The following is a 19986-nucleotide window of genomic DNA, read 5'->3' as shown; positions in this document are numbered from 1 at the left end:
AGGGAGGCTCAATGCATTAGCAGAAGAAATTTTGGCAATTTTCAACAAGGCATCTTGATTATAATGAACTACTTACAAAATCTTTAATCACAAAGAAACAAAAATTGTTTGTAAAACAATTTATTTGATTAAAGAATTTGAAAATTTACGAGTTAGCGGTATTTTGCTATTTGGTCGTCCATTGAGTAAAAAAATTTTTGCCGAATTGTATATCCCGGCGAAAATTGCTAATTATGAGGTAATTATTAAAAAATAAGGTATGAACAGACTTCGGTATTATGTTGAAGACCAAATATTTGGAGTGTGCGCGAACTTGGGTGAGAAGCTTAATTTCCCTGCCAGCAGCATCAGGAGATACTTTATATATGCTACTTTCATGACTTTTGGCTCTCCGATCATCCTGTATCTGATCCTCGCATTCTGGATGGAGCTTCACCAGCATTGGAGAAGGCACAACAGCCCTACGATTTGGGAGTTGTAGCCGATTTGATACCCGTCAGCTGATTGAATCGGTGCTTCCCCAATACAAAATATTCCCATACTACACTTCGGTAATATAAGGGCGCTCTGTACGTCGTTCGCCGGGTATTCTTTGTCAAGGAGGGAATCATCGCATAAAAGGCGAAATGCGCTTTAATAATGGCAATTACGTCCGGCCAGGCACCGGTTGCCATAAAACGAACACTCGATATTCCATCCAAAACAAGCCTTATCAAAACGGTCTTCCATCTCCTTCCCTTGGGCAGGTTTTTGAAAAGCATAATAAGATTATTCCGATAATTCAGAAATGTTTTTCTGGGGTTAGATTTGTGCAAAGTACCTCCCCCAACATGATAAACTACCGATTTGCCACAATACGTGATCCGGTATTTCATATTAAGTAACCGCCAGCACAGATCGATTTCTTCCATATGAGCGAAGAACGATTCATCAAAACCTTTCGCTTGGTGAAAAGCAGATGCTCTTACAAAAAGACATGCTCCCGTTGCCCAGAAAACGTCTTTTTCATCATCGTACTGCCCCAAATCTTCCTCCCGTGTATCGAAGATCCTGCCCCGGCAAAACGGGTAACCGAGATAGTCCATATACCCTCCGGCTGCACCGGCATACTCGAAGTGGGTAGGAAGGTCGAATGCGCGTATCTTGGGTTGGCAGGCAGCAATTTTAGTATCCGAATCCATAAACGAAATGACCGGTTCTATCCAGTTCTCGGTTACTTCAATGTCGGAATTAAGAAGGATGTAATAATCTGAACTGATGCGCTTTAAAGCCTCGTTATAGCCTCCTGCATAGCCTTTGTTCTCGGAAATAAGCAGGGTTTTCAATTCAGGATAATGCTCGTTGAGCCACTCAATGGATTGATCCGTTGAAGCATTATCTGCCACCCAGATATCGTAGCCCTGGGAGTACCGGATTATATTCGGGAGAAATTTTTCAAGATAATGCCGACCGTTATAATTCAATATTACAATCGCAACAGAGGAAGCCATTAATCAATCAGTTATTTGATGAAACTTCCTAAGTCCAGACCTGGAATATTGGGAAGAACACCATCTGTTGCTTTTTGTAAATGCTCTTTGATTTTCGGTTCAATGTTATCAAGTGCCTTATTGACTGCGGCTACGATAAGGTCCTGCAACATTTCCTTATCATCCGGATTAACCAAATCCTTATCAATATCGAGACCAATCACCACTTTCTGGCCATTGACAGTGGCTTTCACCATTCCGCCACCTGATTCCGCTGTTTGTGTGATTGTGACCAGCTGATCCTGAGCTTCTTTCATGCGAGACTGAAGGTCTTTCATTTTGCCCATGAGCCCCATCATGTCTGCCATATTTCCAAACATATCAGTACTTATTAAGTTTATGCCTTATAAAATTAATTTTACGGAAATGATTACTACCGTAAAAGCATAAAAGTACCACTTTTTTCAACAGTTTGATTGATATCGTCGACGAATGTCATTTTGTAAACGTAGGATCCTACCGGCGCATTAGTGCCATTTATAGTGCCATCCCAGTTTTTTGCTAAGTCATCAGAATGAAACACAACTTGTCCCCAGCGATTCAGAACCGAGAAATTGAATGATTGTAACTGCGTGGATTTTGTTTCCAAAACGTCGTTATAGCCATCACCGTTTGGTGAGAACGCTTGTGGGACAAAAACCCCTGCGCTTCTTTTGTAGTTGAGGATATTGGAAAAGCTTTCAAACTCGCCATTTGTAGAATTTGCCCGAATCTGGAAATTGTATTCGAGGTCGCTTTGGGCATTTAACTGGACTGTGTAATTGGTATTCAACTGAACCGGAATCTCATCGTCTGTACCACTTGACCCTCTTTGCATTACAGTATATCCTGTAGTTCCTCCAAGGATTGGCAGTTCGGGCGTCCAGCTAAGCGTGTTCAGGTTCTTTGTCAAAAGTATAGTGCAGATCGGCGCCGATACTGGCAACTTCTGGCCACAGGAGTTTTGATAACTCATTCTGTAACAGTATGACATTTCGTTAGTTTTGACTGAAATATCCGAGTACTCGTTCTGATTATACAGTGTAATAATCTTTTTAAAAGTAGTGCTCCCGGCGTCGGCTTTTTCAATAGTTAGATCATAAGTACTATTAGACCCTGAGCCCGGAACTTTTGCTTTGATCAACACCAAATTATCTCCCAGAACAGAAACCGACGCTTCTTCTATTGGCCTAGGTGACGAGATCTCAGTCTTCACGCCTACAGGAGAGGAGGTAGAAGTCACATCCTTGATTTTAGCCACAATCTGATATTCAGCATAACTTCCGCATTGTACATCTTCATCAGTATAAGTGACATCCGTGATAGATGTAAAAGTTTTGATGACAGTTCCGTCCTTGACGAGATCATACCCAGCAAAATCCGCAGGATCAGGATACTGATTCCAAGTCAAGACATTTTTACCTTCATCGGATTTTCCAGATAATGTCATGCTACTATAAACCCGGCTATCGCTTTGTCCCTGGCATAAATCTTCGGAAGAAAGTTTTAATTGGTACACCTGACCTATATTAAGGCCTTTGATATCATAGGGTTGAACGCCCCCTGATGAACGGCTGCCCGCAGTTGTATAAGTAGCGCCATTCGCAGCATATTTGATCTCGGTTGGTATAGCAGTAACACCCTGATAAGTCAACCTTAACGTGCCGTCTCCCCGCATTTCAACGGCTTTGATCTGAATTTCACTTAACTGAGCCTGCTGAAACGTCACCGCAAGATTGTAAGTCCTACCTTGGCTACACTCCTTTCCGCCTGTATATCTGCCAGTCAATTTCACCACTGGACTGCTAGAAACATTGGCGTAGTTATGATCCATCGTAAGAGGGCTACCTTTTTGCCAAACAAAAGACTCTCCATCGCCCCAGTCTATTAAGATCTCATCGTACTCCTTGAAAATAGCATCTTCTGATAAAGCCAGTGTAATTTTACCACTGCCGCATGAGGTATACTGGGCGACAATCGTTCTGGTTTCATAGACTCTGACATCCTTACAAGCGTAAAAGGCACCACTGGAAGTAGCTCCGATTTGAAGAAAAACAAATTTACCGGGTATAGTGTAAGTGTATTGGGTAATGTCGGCGTTGGCCGGATTTGTGGACCTTCCATCGTAAAAAGCCTGATAACCGACAATAATTGGATTTGGTACCGTATTTGTGATTTTGACCGTCAAAGGTGCGCACCCCTCATATTTATCCAATGTAAATGATCCCCCACCTCTGTCGCACAAGCCCTGGGCATATATCCTGCCCGCGGAAAAAATTATTATAGCTATAAAAAAAGATAGTATTCGTAATCTCATAAGTGTGCAATATTAAGCTATGACTCTTTTACAAAGACTTTAAATTAACACTGAACGAAAATGGAAAAGAATGTCGGGGCGATGAGCGTTCAAAAATAGGTTATTTCGGGTTACGAGCTTGGCCTAACTATTAAACGGGAAATGCGACGAAAGTATTATCCTGACTATTAAGCCATTAGAAAAATCTATCTTATCAGTAAAAAACTTCCATTCTTCTGCACATTCCCGCCCGAGGAAGCCGTTGCTTCGATCTTGTACAGGTAGTAACCCCCCGGCGCTTTTTCCCCCTTAATATTGCCATTCCAGCCCTCTGCAATGTTTTCTGACCTAAAAACGACTTCTCCCCAACGATTAAAAACCGACATTTTAAAGTCTGAAACAAAGTAGGCTTTCACTTCAAACCGCTCATTATAAGCATCTCCATTAGGTGTAAATGCGTCCGGGACTAAAATAATAGCCTCGCTTCTGAAATTCAAAATGTTGGAGTAACTCGTGAAGTTTCCATTGCCTGAATTTACTTTTACGCGAAATGAAAATGCGGACTGCGACCCAAGGTCTAATGTATGACTGGTACCCAACTGCTTCGGAATGGCATCCTGGATATTTCCTTTATCATCCATCTGCAATAGGTCGTAAGAACCCACCGCATCTGTAAATGGCGCATTACCATTCCATACAATTTCAGGTGTATTGGTTTTTAAAAGTACGGAGCATACCGGCGCGTTGTAATCAGGTGATTTCAATTTACACGCATTCTCATATGCGAACCGGTAGCAGTACGAATTCTCGGAAGTGTTGACATTAGTATCCTGGAACAGTAAAGTCTGATTATCGGCTGGTGAAACCTGCTGAAAGTCTGCACTTCCGAGCAATGACCTCTCTACGATCAGGTTATAGGTGCTGGTTAGCCCCTCACCTGAAACCTCTACCTGGGTCACAATGGTATTGTCCTCCTCTACTGTAACGCTGGCGGTATTAATGACGCCTGGTGCCGACGATTTTGGTTCAAGATTAATGAAACTGGAATACGAGCGTACGTCATTTTCAATGATCGCTACAATTTCATATTTGTAAATATTCCCACATTTAACGTCTTTGTCAAGATAGGATAGTTGGTCGGTAGATGTGAAAACTACTGCACCATCTCGTTTCAGCTGATACTCTATCAATTGATCCGTATTAGGGTAATGCTCCCAGGCTACTGAAATAATTTCGTCCAATGAAAACGATCCTTCTTTGATGATCAGACTGCTCACAACAGGGCTTTCGATTATGTCGTCGCAAATGTCTTTGGAAGATAATTTGAACCTGTAAATCTGCTGAGGGTTAAGGCCGCTGATCGTGATGGCCTGTGCTCCCGCTGACTGTCCTTTTTTCCCTGTGGATACAAATTGTCCGTCGCCTTTGTCAATGAGTACTTCTGTCGGTATGCCTTCGATACCATCATAAACGATCTTCGCATCACCAGAGGAAAGCATCTCTACATTCCGGATACGGACACTTGCAAGCGACTGCGATGAGCTGCCCGAGATTGTTGATGTATTAGTGCTTTGAGCGCATTGTCCATTCGTATATTTCCCTGTCAGCTTAACAGGAGGCCATGGACCTGCGCCTGTATAGTTATGAAAAACACTGCCTTTTCCCTTTTCCCAGTTCCAAACCTGCGTACCGTCGCCCCAGTTTATTTCAATGAAATCATATGCTTCTGAAATACTATCCAGAACCATGTCCAACTGAACCTTTCCGCTTTTGCAAACCGTCACATTGGCTGTCGGAGCCCTGGTTTCTCTTACCGTAACATCTTTACATTGACTGAAACCCGTACCACCCGCACTACCGAATTGCAGGATCGTATAGATGCCCGGCAGCTTGTATGTATAAGAAGAATCCTGGGTGGTTTCTTTAATGTCGGGTACAGTGGTCTGAGCGCGGTTGAAATTATACGCATAACTGACATTCTCCGCTTTGACAACCTGGTTTTTAATAGTAACAGTTAACGGAGCGCATCCCTGAGAAGGAGTGACGGTAAATCCGCCAGTGTTTCCGCAAAAGCCCTGACCTGAAACATCTTCCGTAAAAAGCAAAAACGTGCCTAACAAAAATGCGATCAGTAGCTTAATGTTCATAAATGTGTAGAAATAGTCTCCGAATAGTGCCTCTGCTTAATGCGATAACCCTTTGAAACGCTTAAAGGAAAACCTTTGTTAAGATGCATAGAGGTTCAAAAATAGAACTTTCAATATTAACAATGTACCTTTGCAAGGTAAAAACGAGTTTTAGTTCAAAACTATTTTTCATCAATCTGATTAATGAGTAATAATAACAATCCGATCGTACTGGATTCCATAGAAGATGCCATTGAGGCCATAAAAAAAGGTGAACTGATTATTGTCGTTGACGACGAGGACCGGGAAAATGAGGGTGATTTTATTTGCGCTGCCGAATTGATAACTCCCGAAATCGTCAACTTTATGGCCAGAGAAGGCCGCGGCTTGATTTGCGTTCCCATCACCGAGGAACGTTGTGCCGAGCTCGATCTCGAAATGATGGTAGGAAATAATACTGCATTGCACGAAACAGCATTCACCGTTTCTGTGGATTTGCTGGGACATGGCTGCACTACCGGAATTTCTGCCAGCGACCGCTCCAAAACCATTCAGGCACTGGTTAGCTCTGACACCAAACCAGAAGATTTGGGTCGCCCCGGTCATATTTTTCCATTAAAAGCAAAAAAAGGCGGAGTACTTCGCCGTACCGGACATACCGAAGCCGCCATTGACTTTCCGCGGCTGGCCGGATTATCGCCTGCTGGTGTCCTTGTTGAAATTCTCAATGAAGATGGTTCTATGGCGCGCCTGCCTCAATTGCGTGAGATCGCCAACCGATTTAATCTCAAACTCGTAAGTATCAAAGACCTGATTGAGTATCGGCTACGTGAAGAATCCTTGATCAAAAGAGAGATTGGCGTTGATATGCCTACTAAATGGGGACATTTCGACCTGATCGCTTACCGCCAGATCAACACCGGAGACTTACATTTGGCGTTGGTTAAAGGTACCTGGGAGAAAGATGAACCTGTATTGGTTCGGGTACATTCATCTTGTGTTACCGGTGATATTTTCGGTTCCTGCCGATGTGATTGTGGCCCTCAGCTGCATGCCGCAATGGAAATGGTAGACAAAGCAGGCAAGGGAGTGATCGTTTATATGAACCAGGAAGGACGTGGTATCGGTTTGCTAAATAAATTGAAGGCCTACAAGTTACAGGAAATGGGCCGCGATACCGTGGAAGCCAATCTGGAACTTGGGCTGCCAATGGATGACAGAGACTACGGTGTAGGCGCTCAGATCCTGCGCGACCTGGAAGTGACTAAATTGAAATTGATCACCAATAATCCTAAAAAACGGGCAGGATTGATCGGCTATGGTTTGGAAATAGTAGACTCCGTAGCCGTCGAAATTGCTTCTAATCCCTACAATGAAAAATATCTTTTGACCAAAAGAGATAAAATGGGTCACAATTTGAGCAACCTCACAATCCCCGTTAATAAAGGATGACAGCTGTTCAAATCGTAAAAACAGAAAGTGATATTTTGAAATGCCGCAGTGCCGTACAGGCGTTGCGGCCTTCTCTTACCGATGATATTTACGACGAAGCGGTGCAAAAAACGCTCGCTGATAACCGTCAGATCGTTTTTATTGAAGAAGACAATGAAGCTGCGGCCATTGCAGTTTTTGAGACGGGCTACAACCTTTTTCGGGGGAAATATATCTACATTGATGACCTGTCGACATTACCCGGCCATCGTGGAAAAGGGTATGCGGGTGTTCTCATCGACTGGATCATGGAGTATGCTCAAAAAGAAGGCTACAATGAAGTCCATCTCGATTCCGGTGTAAGCGCAGCCAGAACGGACGCACATAGGCTTTATCTCAATAAAAGATTTCAGGTCACAAGCCTTCATTTTGTTGCCAAGGTCTGATTTTTTGGTCAGTCAAAATTTTGATTTCAATACGGTACTATTTCAATGAATATAAATCAGGTATTCGAAGCATTTAACTCTCTGCGTGTACTAGTAATCGGAGATGTGATGCTGGACTCATATGTTTGGGGAAAAGTAGAGAGAATTTCACCGGAAGCACCTGTTCCGGTGGTCAATGTTCAAACCAGGGAATACAGGCTTGGAGGCGCCGGTAATGTACTTTTGAATGTGCAGTCGCTAGGCGCCGAGGCCATTATCTGCTCCGTCATCGGCACCGATAGCTCCGGCGACCTGCTCGAAAACAGCCTGATTGAAAAAGGCTTGAACTGTGAAGGCCTCATCCGAAGTGAACACAGGATCACAACGATCAAGGAAAGAATCATTGCAGGCTCTCAGCAGGTAGTACGCATTGATACCGAAACTGATAAACCTGTTTCTGTCTCAGAAACGGCACAATTGATCGCCAAAGCCAAAGAACTGATCCCTACCTGCCAGGTGATTATTTTTGAAGACTACGACAAAGGTGTGCTGACTCCCGAATCAATCGCCGAGATCACTTCCTTTGCGAATGCCAATAATGTACCAACCGTCGTTGATCCAAAGAAACGTAATTTCCTTGCTTACAACCATACAACGCTTTTCAAACCTAACCTGAAAGAGCTCCGCGAAGGTTTAAAAGTGGAATTCAATGTGGATAACCCCGAAGAACTGAGGGCAGCTGTTCAGCATTTGAAAGAAACACTGCAAGTTAAAGGGGCGCTCATTACACTTTCGGAAAGAGGTGTTATCATTGATTTCCAGGAGGAAGTGCATAAGCTGCCTGCTCATATCAGGCAAATTGCGGATGTGTCAGGAGCAGGTGACACCGTGATCAGCATTGCGGCTTGCTGCGTAGCATTAGGTTTGCCTCCCAAATCCATTGCAGCCATCTCAAACCTGGGTGGCGGACTGGTTTGCGAAATGGTAGGGGTGGTTCCGATCGACAAAAACCTGTTGCAAACGGAAGCCGAAAAGCTAAGTTAACACACTTTCAAAGTTAGCTTTCCGGCGAAGGTTACCAGTTTATTCCAGCTTCGCCCAGGCCCATTCTTCTGGTAAACTTGGACGACAATCGTGATCTGCTTGTAATGTAGCGTACGCTTGCACCGATATAAGGCGTGGTCGCGGGGGTATAGGAGGTTAAATTTTCTCTGGCACTGTTGAATGTCCGTAATTGGCGAAAAGTAGTCACACCCGCTTCAAGTGAAACATTGAGCACAGTGAACAAATGTGCGTTGGCAGCAACCCCGACCTTGATCTGTCTGTAATTTTCACGGCGTAAAGCTTTTTCTTCGGGAGTCTGAACCTGGAAACCGCCGCTATATCCGTTCAGGCCGGCCAGCATATCCACATTAAACCATTTGGTAGCTTTATAATTGACATTAGCCATAAACGGTAGCAACGCAGAAGCCCGCCAATGTTTCCCAAGCCCTTTATTGATCCCAAAAACAGGAACGAACCGCAGTTTCTGATTATATGCCAGCACGGAGCCGTACATGATCTGCGTTCTCAAACCCAGTATGTGCATTCTCGCGGCACCGCCCCAGAAGAAAGGTTGCGGACTGAAAAAGGTCTCATTTGTTTCCGTCATCCCCAATCCTCCGCCGTATACCCAAAGGCGGTCTTTGATACTTGCTTGCAAGCGAATCACCCCCAGCGACAAAGTTTTGTAGCCATTCTCGGGATCATTTTTACGATCGATCGTTGGCTGAATCTGAGTGTACTGGGCCAGTACCACCGTGTGTACGGCTCGTAAATCGAATTTTTTTCTGAGACTATATCCTAATTGTACCTCGCTATGTACCGGTATTATTCCGAAAAAGCCCGTTCTTGAAACCCCGTAGTCCTGCGTTCCATTCAGGCTCGATGGCACAGTATAATCTGCTTTCAGGGTTACATTGGGATAAAAAAGCCTGCTTAATGCGAAATGCTGTGCTTTTGCGGAAGTCAGCGAAGCCACTGAAAAGCAAATGATCACGATACGGAAATAAGTCATGCGGAGAAATTAGGGGTGCGTTATTTTCCGCAAATAACGTGAAAAGGCTGCACCTATTGTCCTTCGAAACCACGTCAGATTTCAAATAAAAATTTGTTGATTTACATTCACTATACAACAATCTTACCCAAACATGATCAAATTACCTTCCGTTCAATCCCTGACAGAGAGCTTTGTTCAGACTACGACCCGCTATAAATGGGTGGTTGCAGTAGCATTAATAAAAATGGCCGTGCTTTTACGGTATACCGAAACACCCAATGCCATTGAAAGCGAAAGAAATTTCCTACTCCGCTTAGGATACGTTTCCTTTCTCGCACTTCCTCTATTCCTGGCGGTCTTGCTTTCTGCCAAAAGGCGCCAATGGAAAAATTCATGGACTGCTGGAATAATGGTGGGAATCACTGGGCTTCTGGTTTGGTACTATTTTAGTTTGCCTGACGATCCCGGTCAAACAGATTATTATCGTTTTATGCTTTTTATGGCGGGCGCTCATTTGATTGTTTCATTCGCACCGTTTATCGGATTTGACGAACCAAATGGGTTCTGGCAGTTTAACAAAACGCTCTTTCTGCAATTTCTGAATGCTTCGTTGTATTCCCTCACTTTGTTTATCGGGCTTCTTATCGCCATCCAAGCGATCAAGTATTTGTTTAAAGTGGAGCTCTCGGCGCAGATTGAAATGGATCTCGCTGTTGTGATATTTACATTCTTTCATACGGTATTCTTTTTGAGCAAAATCCCTGATAATCTCGGTGATCTTGAACGGCAGACCAAGTATCCCAACGGTTTAAAAATATTCACGCAATATGTTTTGCTGCCTCTTGAGGTAGTTTATGTGATCATTCTCTACGCCTATACCGGCAAGATTATTTTTCAATGGAAGCTACCAGAAGGCGGGGTTGCCTACCTTGTACTAGCCTTTTCGATAGCGGGAATTTTCGCATTGCTGCTACTTTATCCTTTGCGTAAAAATCAGGAGGAACGGTGGATACAAATTTTCAGCCGGCGGTATTACCTCGCACTCCTGCCATTGATCGTTCTCTTGTTTATTGGAATTACAAGAAGGATCGGCGATTATGGCGTTACTGAAAACCGTTACATTATTGCAGTACTAGCTATTTGGCTGGCTGGTATCACCTTTTATTTCTTGTCGGGAAAGCGGGACGACATTCGCTGGATACCAATAAGTTTATCCATTCTCTGCTTTTTGTTGCCAATCGGCCCCTGGAATATTTTCGCTGTTTCCAAAACCAGCCAGTTGAATCAGTTTCATACGATTTTAGCTGAACATAAAATCCTCAATGCAAAAAATCAGATTACAGGAAAGGCTACCATGAAGTCGGAGGATTATGAGCGGCTTACTTCTATTGTTAGTTTTTTCAGGTATAGGGAGGAAACTGGTCTTGAACCACACTTCGCTGGTTTTTCCGCCAATGATCGGAAGGAGTATGAGTATTACAGAAAAATGGACGCTGCTCTTGAAAAACACATTAGAATATCCAACCCAGGATCCGCGAACAACTATGCTCATTTCTCGTCACAACTTTCACGTAGTGCCGGTCAGGATATTGCTATTCTCGGGTTCAATAAAATGGTCTTTTTTGATTCAGCCGATGACGAGCAAATCAAAAACAAAGAATGGCGGTTTTTATCCCAAAATAAGAGAATAGCCGTCTATCGTAATAATATCAAAGTGACAGAGCTGCCCGCAGAGAAGAAAGTCAGCGAGTTAATAGATGAATTCAGCAACAATTCTATGAGTGTCCCTCAGGAAAAACTGGTTTTTGGTTACCAGGATGCCCATAATCACATTAAGGTGATCATAAGGTCAATCTCCAAAAATGACACCACCTATTCAGCGCAAGGTATTCTCCTGTACAAATAAGCACCTGATAAATTTACACAGCACTAGTACAAAATCATTTGCAAAAGGTATTTACAAATGATTTCTGCCTTATCATCAAAATTACATGTCCATGAAACCCTTGAAAACAAAAGTCCTGCTCCTGCTAGCTGCGCTGGCTTGCCATTGCTCTTTTGCCCAAACAACCGAAACTACTTACGCCGAAAAGCTCGGATACCCGAAAGGGAAAAAGATACTAATCATTCACGTGGACGATGTAGGAATGTCTTACGAGTCCAATCAGGGTGCGATTAAGGCCATCCGCGAAGGTGTTGCCAACTCGCTGAGCGTGATGATGCCTTGTGGCTGGGTACCCGGTTTTGTCAATTATTGGAAAGAAAATAAAGATATCGACGCAGGCCTGCACCTCACAATGACCTCCGAATGGAAGGATTATCGCTGGGGTCCATTGGCCGGAAAAAATCAGGTGAAAGGACTAGTCGATCCGCAGGGCGCTATGTGGCGCGGCGTAGCGGATGTAGTGAAAAATGCTTCTCCCGATGAAGTTGAAATGGAGATCCGGGCACAGCTGGAACGCGCGAGAACAATGGGTTTTGAGCCTACACACCTGGATTCGCACATGGGTACACTCTTCGCGAAACCCGAATTTTTGGAAAGATATCTTAAAGTAGGAATGCAGGAGAAAATTCCGGTCATGTTCCCAGGTGGCCATAATACTGCTATTCAGGCAGAAGAAAAGATGATCGCTGAAAGATTTGAAATGACCCAACAAGTAGGAAAACAACTTTGGAATGCGGGGCTACCCGTGCTCGACGACCTCGAAAACACCAGCTATGGCTGGAAAGGGCCAGAAAATGGTGACAAGTCTGAAAAGGCGCTTCAAAAATATAAAACTGCCAAATACATGGAGGCGCTCGGAAAGCTGAAACCCGGGCTGACAATGGTGATCATGCATTGCACGATTCATACCGAGGTTTTTCCAAAAATCTCGGACTCCTGGCCAACAAGAGAGGGTGACTTTCTAGCGATGATTGACCCTGAGCTTAAAAAATACATTGAAAAAGAAGGGATCATTCTTACGACCTGGCGGGAAGCAATGCAGAGGAGGCAAAAAACGAAATAAAGTTCTATTGGTATATTAAGATTGCTGATTTTCCCAGATGCGTTGAAGTTCTTCAACGTCAGCGAGATCTTTTGCCCGGGCAGTCGCTTTCTTTTCTGTTATTAAATCTTTTAAATGGATAACATGAAAAGGAACTCCTTCAAAATCAGCAGTTAGTGACCGTTCATAACAAGAATCAAAATCACTTTCCTGAAATGCTTTCAACGAATGTCCTAAATCCAGCTCAAATCCCGACATCCCAAATCTGACGGATGTCCAGCCAAAAATGAGTGGCATATCCAGTAGCAAATCCGCACCGGGGACATCATTTTCATTTAATGCTTTGACAAATGCAATAGCGTTTTCCCGGTCCTTTTTAATCCATAAATCCATGTCCTGAGTAGTTCTGATATGCCCATGGACTACCCCAGCCATTCCGCCAACTAACAAATATTTTACATTATATCTGTTCAAACTTTTGAGAAGATTAAGCACGTCTTCGCTGCTTATATCCATAAATACCGCTGTTTTATTGAGAGGGTTGGATCGATACAATTTCCCCGCCAAGTTATTTAGCCGGACAAGAGCTTCTATATTTTCAGCGTAACGTTGTTGTAATTCGCTTACAGACATCTCTTTGTAAAATTGATCTTCTATAAAATTAGATAAATAATTTGAACCATTCCATACATTAAAAAAATGCCCGGGAATAGTAATTCTCGGGCATTCATATGAAGGCAAATCGTTAAAACCCTACAAATCAATCGCCTCGCCGTAAGCTGCTTCCGTCGCGCCTTTCAATGCTTCGGACATAGTGGGGTGAGGGTGGATCGCACGCATGATCTCGTGTGAAGTAGTTTCCAATTTACGGGCCACCACCACCTCAGCGATCATTTCTGTAACGTTTGCGCCGATCATGTGAGCACCAAGGAACTCGCCATATTTCGAGTCAAAAATTACTTTCACAAATCCATCAGTAACACCTGCGCCAACGGCCTTACCAGACGCTTTGAATGGAAATTTACCCACTTTGATATCGTATCCTGCTTCTTTTGCTTTCTTTTCGGTTAGTCCAACAGATGCAATTTCAGGCTGACAGTAAGTACATCCCGGAATGTTTCCGTAATCTAGTGCTTCCGTTTTGTGTCCAGCGATTTTCTCTGCACAGATAATTCCCTCAGCCGTAGCAACGTGTGCCAAAGCCGGGCCAGGTGTGCAGTCACCGATTGCATAAAATCCTGGAACGCTGGTTTCATACCATTCGTTTACAGTGATTTTGCCTTTATCCGTTTTAATGCCCGTTTCTTCCAAACCAATGTTTTCAAGGTTGGAAACAATTCCGGCAGCAGAAAGAACGATATCCACTTCAAAGGACTTTTGTCCGTCCGGCGTTTTTACAGAAACTTTGCAACCATTTCCTGACACGTCAACTGTCTCAACCGTTGAGTTCACGTAAGTGTCAATGCCAAGCTTTTTGTATTGTTTCGCGATCTCTTTTGAAATGTCTTCATCTTCGACCGGAACCAGATTTGGCAGGAATTCAACAACGGTTACTTTCGTTCCCATCGAAGCATATACGTAAGCGAATTCCATTCCAATTGCGCCAGAACCTACAACCAACATAGAGGCAGGCTGCTTTTCAAGGCTCATGGCTTTACGGTATTCGATTACCTTCTGGCCATCAATTTTAATGTTTGGCAATTCGCGGGCGCGGGCACCTGTTGCGATGATAACGCCTTTAGCAGCTGTGTAATCCGTTGTCTTACCGTCTTTATCTGTAACCGCAACCGTTTTCTGGCCTTTTACTTTACCGGTACCCATGATGACGTCGATCTTATTCTTCTTCATCAAAAATGATACCCCTTTGCTCATGGTATCGGCAACGCCGCGGCTGCGTTTGATAACCGCTCCGAAATCGGCAGACGAATCGCTTACATTGATACCATAGTCTTTTGCATGCTTAATGTATTCAAAAACCTGGGCACTTTTCAGAAGTGCTTTGGTAGGGATACAACCCCAGTTAAGGCAAATTCCTCCTAAACTTTCTTTTTCAACAATTGCAACTTTAAGTCCTAATTGGGAAGCACGAATGGCTGCGGGATAACCTCCGGGGCCGCTACCAATTACAATCACATCATATGTTTGAGCCATTTTCTGGTATTTTTATTGTACGAAATGGGTTGACAAAATTTTCACGCAAAGTTAATAAATATTGTCAGGGATTGTCACTCATTGTCAAGTGTTGTTAAGAATTGTGAGAAGTCATTTATGGTCAGAGACGGATCTAATGGGTCATGCATCGTCAGAAATTGTCATTTGTTGTGCATAACTGTGAATGTTGATTTAAAAAAATACAAGTACGGCTTTTGGATGTATTTATTACTCCGGGGCGTTATGTTACTATTGTTTGACTTCAACGTATTAATGTTTGAGACATATCTTAAACATTTTTAGTATGAAACTTGAAGAATTACAGATTTATCAATTGGCAATGTCACTTGGTGAAAAGGTATGGACAGTCGTTGAACCCTGGGGCTACTTTTTGAAAGACACTCTTGGTAAACAACTTGTGAGAGCGACAGACTCCATTGCGGCGAATATTGCGGAAGGATATGGGAGGTTTCACTTTAAGGAAAATCTGAACTTTTGTTTCTATTCCAGAGGTTCTCTACAAGAGACAAGAACCTGGTTGACAAAAGCAAGGAACAGAAATCTGATCGAAACAGAAAAATTCGAAGAATTAACCCAACTTTGCGATCAGTTGTCAATAAAACTCAATAATTACATAAAAACAATAGGCAAAACTCCTCTGAAACTTAATGACAACAAATGACCACACTTGACTATAATTGACAATTCTTGACAATATCTGACCACACATGACTATAAATGACCAAGAATGACAATCAATGATTATATATTTTTTTCCACAAAACTTAAACTTCAAATGACATTAGAGCAATTGAAAGACTTGAAGGCCCGTGTAGAGGCTTTGGGGAGGTATCTTTGACTACGGTAACCGAAAAAAACAGCTAGAAGACCTTGAACAACAGACTGTTCAGCCCGAGTTCTGGAACGATTCAGAACGAGCGGAAAAAACAATGCGGGAAATCCGTGGATTGAAATTCTGGACCAATGGCTATGAGGAACTCGCCCGTTTACGCGATGACCTGGACACTATTTGGGAATTTTATGACGCCAATGAGGCTACCGAAGAAGAGGTAGACGAAGAAGGCAAAAAGCTCTCCGACAAACTGGAAGAAATTGAATTCCGGAAAATGATGGGAGAAGAAGGCGACGAGCTACCTGCCGTGATCGAGATCAATGCTGGTGCAGGCGGAACCGAATCTCAGGACTGGGCATCCATGCTGATGCGGATGTACATCATGTGGGCTGAGAAAAACGGATACAAGGTTCGTGAGGTGGATTTGCAGGATGGCGATGTTGCCGGCGTAAAATCCGTAACCCTCGAAATTGATGGTGAATATGCTTACGGAAACCTGAAATCGGAAAACGGCGTACATCGTCTGGTCCGCATTTCTCCTTTCGATTCCAATGCGCGCCGACATACCTCATTCACGTCTGTATATGTGTACCCGCTCGCGGATAATAACATTGAAATTGATGTGAATCTGGCCGACATTACCTGGGATACTTATCGCTCCGGCGGTGCGGGTGGCCAGAACGTGAACAAAGTGGAAACGGCAGTACGTCTCCATCACAAACCTTCGGGAATCATCATTGCTTGCCAGCAGGAACGTTCGCAATTAATGAACAAAGAGGTGGCAATCAGACTCTTGAAGTCAAGACTTTATCAGATTGAGTTGGAAAAACGCAATTCTGCCCGTGCCGAAGTAGAAGCGTCCAAACGTAAAATTGAATGGGGTTCGCAGATCCGGAGCTATGTCCTCGACGACCGTCGTGTCAAAGACCACCGGACCGATCACCAGACTTCTAATACCGATGCGGTGCTCAATGGTGAGATCAATGATTTTATCAAGGCGTATTTAATGGAGTCGTAGAATAACTGAAAACCTCCTTGCGTTCATCGACTTATAGATGCCCTTGGAGGTTTTTCTGTTTTTTACTAACTTACTTTTAAATGTTAAAACCATGACCGGTATTCGCTATATTACTAATGACAAAGGCCAAAAGACTGATTTGATAATCAGTTTGAAAGAGCATGGTCAAATCGTAGAGGATTTACTAGACGCCTTGATAATAGAAGAAAGAAAAGGCGAAGAAACCATTCCATTTGAAAATTTTGTCGCTCAATTAAAAGCCGAAAGCAAACTTGATGAATGACGTTTATCAAGTAGTCGTTACAACATCAGCACAGAAAGAAATACGTAGTCTTCAAAAGTCTGATCTCAAAAGAGTGATAACTGCAATAGGATCGCTTGCCATTGACCCTCGGTCTTCCGGATGTAAAAAATTAGTAGCATCTAAAAACACTTACAGAATAAGAATTGGTAATTATCGCGTTCTTTATTTTATAGAGGACAGCATAAGAATTGTGGAAATTTCTGGCGTAAAACATCGCCGAGAAGCATATGAATAATTCTTTTGTAAAACCCCTTCCCTACCATAAACTCGGCTACGGCCCGAACATTCTTCTTGCTTTTCACGGAATTGGCCAGGATGGCGTTAGCTGTTTCAAGTCATTTGAAACACAACTCGGGCAGCATTACACCATTTACGCCTTCGATTTATTCTTTCATGGACGAAGCCGCGACTTCTCATTTCAGGTTATTACCAAAGAGCTTTGGACTGAGCTGATACGTGACTTTTTAAGAGTTCACAACATCACTCGTTTTGACATTGCCGGATTCAGCATGGGTGGCAGATTTGCACTTGCAGTACTGGAAGCATTCCCTTCTCACATCAAAAATGCTTTCCTGATTGCTCCCGATGGGATTTCCGAGCATCCGGCTTATACATTAGCTTCCCGGTTTGCCCCCACCAGATTTTTGTTCAAATGGTTTATGCAGCATCCCGAAACCTTTTTCAGATCCGTTAATATGCTGCGAAAGGCCGGAATTTTAAATGATAGTTTGGTAAGGTTCACCGGACAGGTGCTAAACACGCAGGAAAAACGAGAAACGATCTATAATTCCTGGGTAGCATTCAGACAATTAAGTTTCGATATACCTCAGGTTTATGCCAAAGCCAAGGAAAACCACGTTCGCATCATTCTTTTTACAGGCAAATTCGACAAGCTGCTCAAAGAAGCAGACGTCAGGGAACTCGCAAACATTCTTCCGCCCGAAGACTATATTGTACTTAAAAGTGGCCATTCTCAGCTGGTAGCGCAGGCGGGTGTGTGGATTTGTACTTTATTTAAGTAAATTGTAAAAAACTAAAACCCCGCGTATGAAGCAGGACTTACCGCAAAACGATACAAGCTGGCGGCTAAAAGCCATTATGGGGGGCTCCGCCGGAAACCTTGTCGAATGGTACGACTGGTACGCCTATTCTGCTTTCTCTCTCTACTTCGCAAATACCTTTTTCCCCGACTCCAACCCCACGGTTCAACTCATCAACACCGCCGGAATATTCGCCGTAGGATTTCTGATGAGGCCGATCGGCGGCTATGTTTTTGGTAAACTGGCCGATACCAAAGGGCGCAAGCTGGCGATGACACTGTCGGTGTTATTGATGTCATTCGGTTCATTACTGATCGCTTTTCTGCCTGGGTATAACAGTATAGGCATTGCAGCGCCAATCTTGTTACTACTTGCAAGACTTTTGCAAGGGTTAAGTGTAGGCGGCGAGTATGGTACTTCGGCCACATACCTTAGCGAGGTTGCTACTGAAAAACGGCGTGGATTTTATTCCAGCTTTCAATATGTAACATTAATCGGCGGGCAGCTCATAGCATTGGGTTTGCAGCTGATACTTCAAAATATTTTTCTTACCGACAAACAGATGCATGAATGGGGCTGGCGGATACCATTCATTTTGGGAGCCATTTTGTCGTTGGTAGCATTATATCTGCGCGCCCATTTGAATGAAACCGAAGCATTTCAGACCAAAGATCTCAAAGCAAAGAAAGAAGGCTCATTGCAAGAACTGCTGAAACATCCCAAGGCTATCATGGTCGTAATCGGGCTTACATTGGGAGGTACGCTGGCATTTTACACATACACTACCTACATGCAGAAGTTTCTGGTCAATACCGTTGGTCTTACCAAATACCAGTCCACGCTGCTGACTTTCTGCTCATTGCTGATCTTCGCGCTTCTGCAACCTGTTTTCGGGGCTATCAGCGACAAAGTTGGTCGGCGGCCTCTGCTGATTTCATTCGGGGTTTTGGGGACAATCTTTACCTACCCGCTACTGAGCACACTCAGCCATACAACCGAAATGTGGGGGGCATTTGGCTTGCTCATGGCCGCTCTGATCATCGTCAGTGGCTATACTTCCATCAATGCGGTGGTGAAGGCAGAATTATTCCCGGTTGAAGTACGTGCGCTGGGCGTCGGGCTACCCTATTCGCTGACGGTCGCTATTTTTGGCGGAACGGCTGAGTACCTGGCACTTTGGGCAAAAAACCTGGGTCACGAGAGCTATTATTACTGGTATGTCACGGTCTGCATTCTTATCTCCCTAGTCATTTATATCCGGATGCAGGATACCAAACATACTTCCCTGATCGATAAATCTTAGTTATAATTAAATCTTGACATAATCCATTAAAATTTTTAACTTTCTGGAAACCAAAACATTTCAGTAGTTATGAACATGATGGATCGAATCGAGCATTGGGGCGATACGCATCATCCAGCCTGGATGGATTTCGTTCGTATTGCCTTGGGAGTATTTCTTTTTGCAAAAGGTATCAGCTTTATCAGTGATACCACACGATTATCGCACCTGGTAACTGGTTTGGATTTTCACCTTTACACCGTTACTGCCGTTCATTATGTGGCGTTTGCTCACATATTCGGAGGATTTTTGATTGCAATGGGCTGCCTTACCCGCATTGCTTCGATCATACAGATCCCTATTCTGCTCACAGCTGTTTTCTTTGTAAACATCAGAATGGGTTTCTCCTATCTTAACTCTGAGCTCTGGCTTTCCATGATCACGCTGATGCTGGTTCTTACTTTCTCCATCATAGGCTCGGGACGCTATTCCATGGACGAATGGATGAAGAACCACGACAAATGAAT

General features: G+C 43.5%; 20 protein-coding genes. 13 read left to right on the top strand and 7 right to left on the bottom strand.

Going from position 1 to position 19986, the window contains the following annotated elements:
- The first annotated feature begins 259 nt into the window (after positions 1–259).
- Complete coding sequence (locus tag ON006_RS26220) at positions 260–481, top strand: PspC domain-containing protein (protein WP_244824201.1); 222 nt, start codon at positions 260–262, stop codon at positions 479–481.
- On the opposite strand, the gene ON006_RS26215 is transcribed toward ON006_RS26220, so the two are convergent.
- The 4 genes from ON006_RS26215 to ON006_RS26200 all read right to left on the bottom strand — a co-directional run bounded on the left by ON006_RS26215 (position 462) and on the right by ON006_RS26200 (position 5951).
- Entirely contained in the window at positions 462–1490 is a 1029-nt protein-coding gene (locus ON006_RS26215; RefSeq protein WP_244824200.1) for a glycosyltransferase family 2 protein, read from the bottom strand. The genes ON006_RS26220 and ON006_RS26215 overlap by 20 nt on opposite strands.
- Positions 1491–1501: 11 nt before the next feature.
- Positions 1502–1849 carry a YbaB/EbfC family nucleoid-associated protein gene (locus ON006_RS26210; RefSeq protein ID WP_244824199.1) on the bottom strand — a complete coding sequence of 116 codons (348 nt, stop codon included), beginning with the start codon at positions 1847–1849 and terminating at the stop codon, positions 1502–1504.
- A 53-nt stretch (positions 1850–1902) separates the two neighbouring features.
- Positions 1903–3825 (bottom strand): T9SS type B sorting domain-containing protein, encoded by a 1923-nt coding sequence (locus ON006_RS26205; protein WP_244824198.1) that lies wholly within the window; start codon positions 3823–3825, stop codon positions 1903–1905.
- A gap of 185 nt (positions 3826–4010) precedes the next feature.
- Positions 4011–5951 carry a T9SS type B sorting domain-containing protein gene (locus tag ON006_RS26200; RefSeq protein ID WP_244824197.1) on the bottom strand — a complete coding sequence of 647 codons (1941 nt, stop codon included), beginning with the start codon at positions 5949–5951 and terminating at the stop codon, positions 4011–4013.
- Positions 5952–6134: 183 nt separating this feature from the next.
- On the opposite strand from ON006_RS26200, the gene ON006_RS26195 reads away from it, so the two are divergent.
- Genes ON006_RS26195 through ON006_RS26185 form a run of 3 tightly spaced genes read left to right on the top strand, consistent with a single transcriptional unit; the run spans position 6135 to position 8830 of the window.
- Entirely contained in the window at positions 6135–7382 is a 1248-nt protein-coding gene (locus tag ON006_RS26195; protein WP_244824196.1) for a bifunctional 3,4-dihydroxy-2-butanone-4-phosphate synthase/GTP cyclohydrolase II, read from the top strand.
- On the top strand, positions 7379–7807 hold the full coding sequence (locus tag ON006_RS26190) for a GNAT family N-acetyltransferase (RefSeq protein WP_244824195.1): 429 nt from the start codon (positions 7379–7381) through the stop codon (positions 7805–7807). Before ON006_RS26195 ends, ON006_RS26190 begins: the two co-directional genes overlap by 4 nt.
- A gap of 45 nt (positions 7808–7852) precedes the next feature.
- The gene (locus ON006_RS26185; RefSeq protein WP_244824194.1) at positions 7853–8830 is read left to right on the top strand and encodes a bifunctional heptose 7-phosphate kinase/heptose 1-phosphate adenyltransferase; all 978 of its coding nucleotides are present in this window, start codon (positions 7853–7855) and stop codon (positions 8828–8830) included.
- Positions 8831–8861: 31 nt separating this feature from the next.
- Here ON006_RS26185 and ON006_RS26180 read toward each other — a convergent pair whose 3' ends face one another.
- Complete coding sequence (locus ON006_RS26180) at positions 8862–9842, bottom strand: hypothetical protein (RefSeq protein ID WP_244824193.1); 981 nt, start codon at positions 9840–9842, stop codon at positions 8862–8864.
- Positions 9843–9975: 133 nt separating this feature from the next.
- Here ON006_RS26180 and ON006_RS26175 point away from each other — a divergent pair, with 133 nt between their 5' ends.
- Positions 9976–11730 (top strand): DUF4153 domain-containing protein, encoded by a 1755-nt coding sequence (locus ON006_RS26175; protein WP_244824192.1) that lies wholly within the window; start codon positions 9976–9978, stop codon positions 11728–11730.
- A 91-nt stretch (positions 11731–11821) separates the two neighbouring features.
- Complete coding sequence (locus tag ON006_RS26170; RefSeq protein ID WP_244824191.1) at positions 11822–12832, top strand: polysaccharide deacetylase family protein; 1011 nt, start codon at positions 11822–11824, stop codon at positions 12830–12832.
- A gap of 15 nt (positions 12833–12847) precedes the next feature.
- Here the strand turns inward: ON006_RS26170 and ON006_RS26165 are convergent, their stop codons facing one another.
- Together ON006_RS26165 and lpdA are read right to left on the bottom strand one after the other, a co-directional pair.
- Entirely contained in the window at positions 12848–13552 is a 705-nt protein-coding gene (locus ON006_RS26165) for a DUF6036 family nucleotidyltransferase (protein ID WP_244824190.1), read from the bottom strand.
- A gap of 12 nt (positions 13553–13564) precedes the next feature.
- On the bottom strand, positions 13565–14962 hold the full coding sequence (gene lpdA / locus ON006_RS26160; protein WP_244824189.1) for a dihydrolipoyl dehydrogenase: 1398 nt from the start codon (positions 14960–14962) through the stop codon (positions 13565–13567).
- A 304-nt stretch (positions 14963–15266) separates the two neighbouring features.
- Here lpdA and ON006_RS26155 point away from each other — a divergent pair, with 304 nt between their 5' ends.
- The 7 genes from ON006_RS26155 (at position 15267) to ON006_RS26125 (ending at position 19984) form a co-directional block, all read left to right on the top strand.
- Positions 15267–15644, top strand: coding sequence for a four helix bundle protein (locus ON006_RS26155; RefSeq protein ID WP_244824188.1), 378 nt, complete (start codon positions 15267–15269; stop codon positions 15642–15644).
- 114 nt (positions 15645–15758) lie between these two features.
- A protein-coding gene (prfB, locus tag ON006_RS26150) for a peptide chain release factor 2 (protein WP_244824187.1) occupies positions 15759–16833 on the top strand; the annotation gives its coding sequence in 2 pieces (ribosomal slippage) (positions 15759–15818 and positions 15820–16833; 1074 coding nt in all).
- A gap of 91 nt (positions 16834–16924) precedes the next feature.
- On the top strand, positions 16925–17116 hold the full coding sequence (locus ON006_RS26145; protein ID WP_244824186.1) for a hypothetical protein: 192 nt from the start codon (positions 16925–16927) through the stop codon (positions 17114–17116).
- Positions 17109–17372, top strand: coding sequence for a type II toxin-antitoxin system RelE family toxin (locus tag ON006_RS26140; RefSeq protein WP_244824185.1), 264 nt, complete (start codon positions 17109–17111; stop codon positions 17370–17372). The genes ON006_RS26145 and ON006_RS26140 overlap by 8 nt, the downstream gene beginning before the upstream one ends.
- On the top strand, positions 17365–18159 hold the full coding sequence (locus ON006_RS26135; protein ID WP_244824184.1) for an alpha/beta hydrolase: 795 nt from the start codon (positions 17365–17367) through the stop codon (positions 18157–18159). Before ON006_RS26140 ends, ON006_RS26135 begins: the two co-directional genes overlap by 8 nt.
- Positions 18160–18184: 25 nt before the next feature.
- The gene (locus tag ON006_RS26130; protein ID WP_244824183.1) at positions 18185–19480 is read left to right on the top strand and encodes an MFS transporter; all 1296 of its coding nucleotides are present in this window, start codon (positions 18185–18187) and stop codon (positions 19478–19480) included.
- A 69-nt stretch (positions 19481–19549) separates the two neighbouring features.
- A complete protein-coding gene (locus ON006_RS26125; RefSeq protein WP_244824182.1) occupies positions 19550–19984 on the top strand; it encodes a DoxX family protein in 435 nt (144 codons plus the stop codon).
- Positions 19985–19986 lie beyond the last annotated feature (2 nt).

This window comes from Dyadobacter pollutisoli, from assembly GCF_026625565.1.
In the GTDB taxonomy this organism is placed as follows: Bacteria; Bacteroidota; Bacteroidia; order Cytophagales; family Spirosomataceae; genus Dyadobacter; species Dyadobacter pollutisoli.
This window is presented reverse-complemented; position numbering and strand designations above follow the sequence as displayed.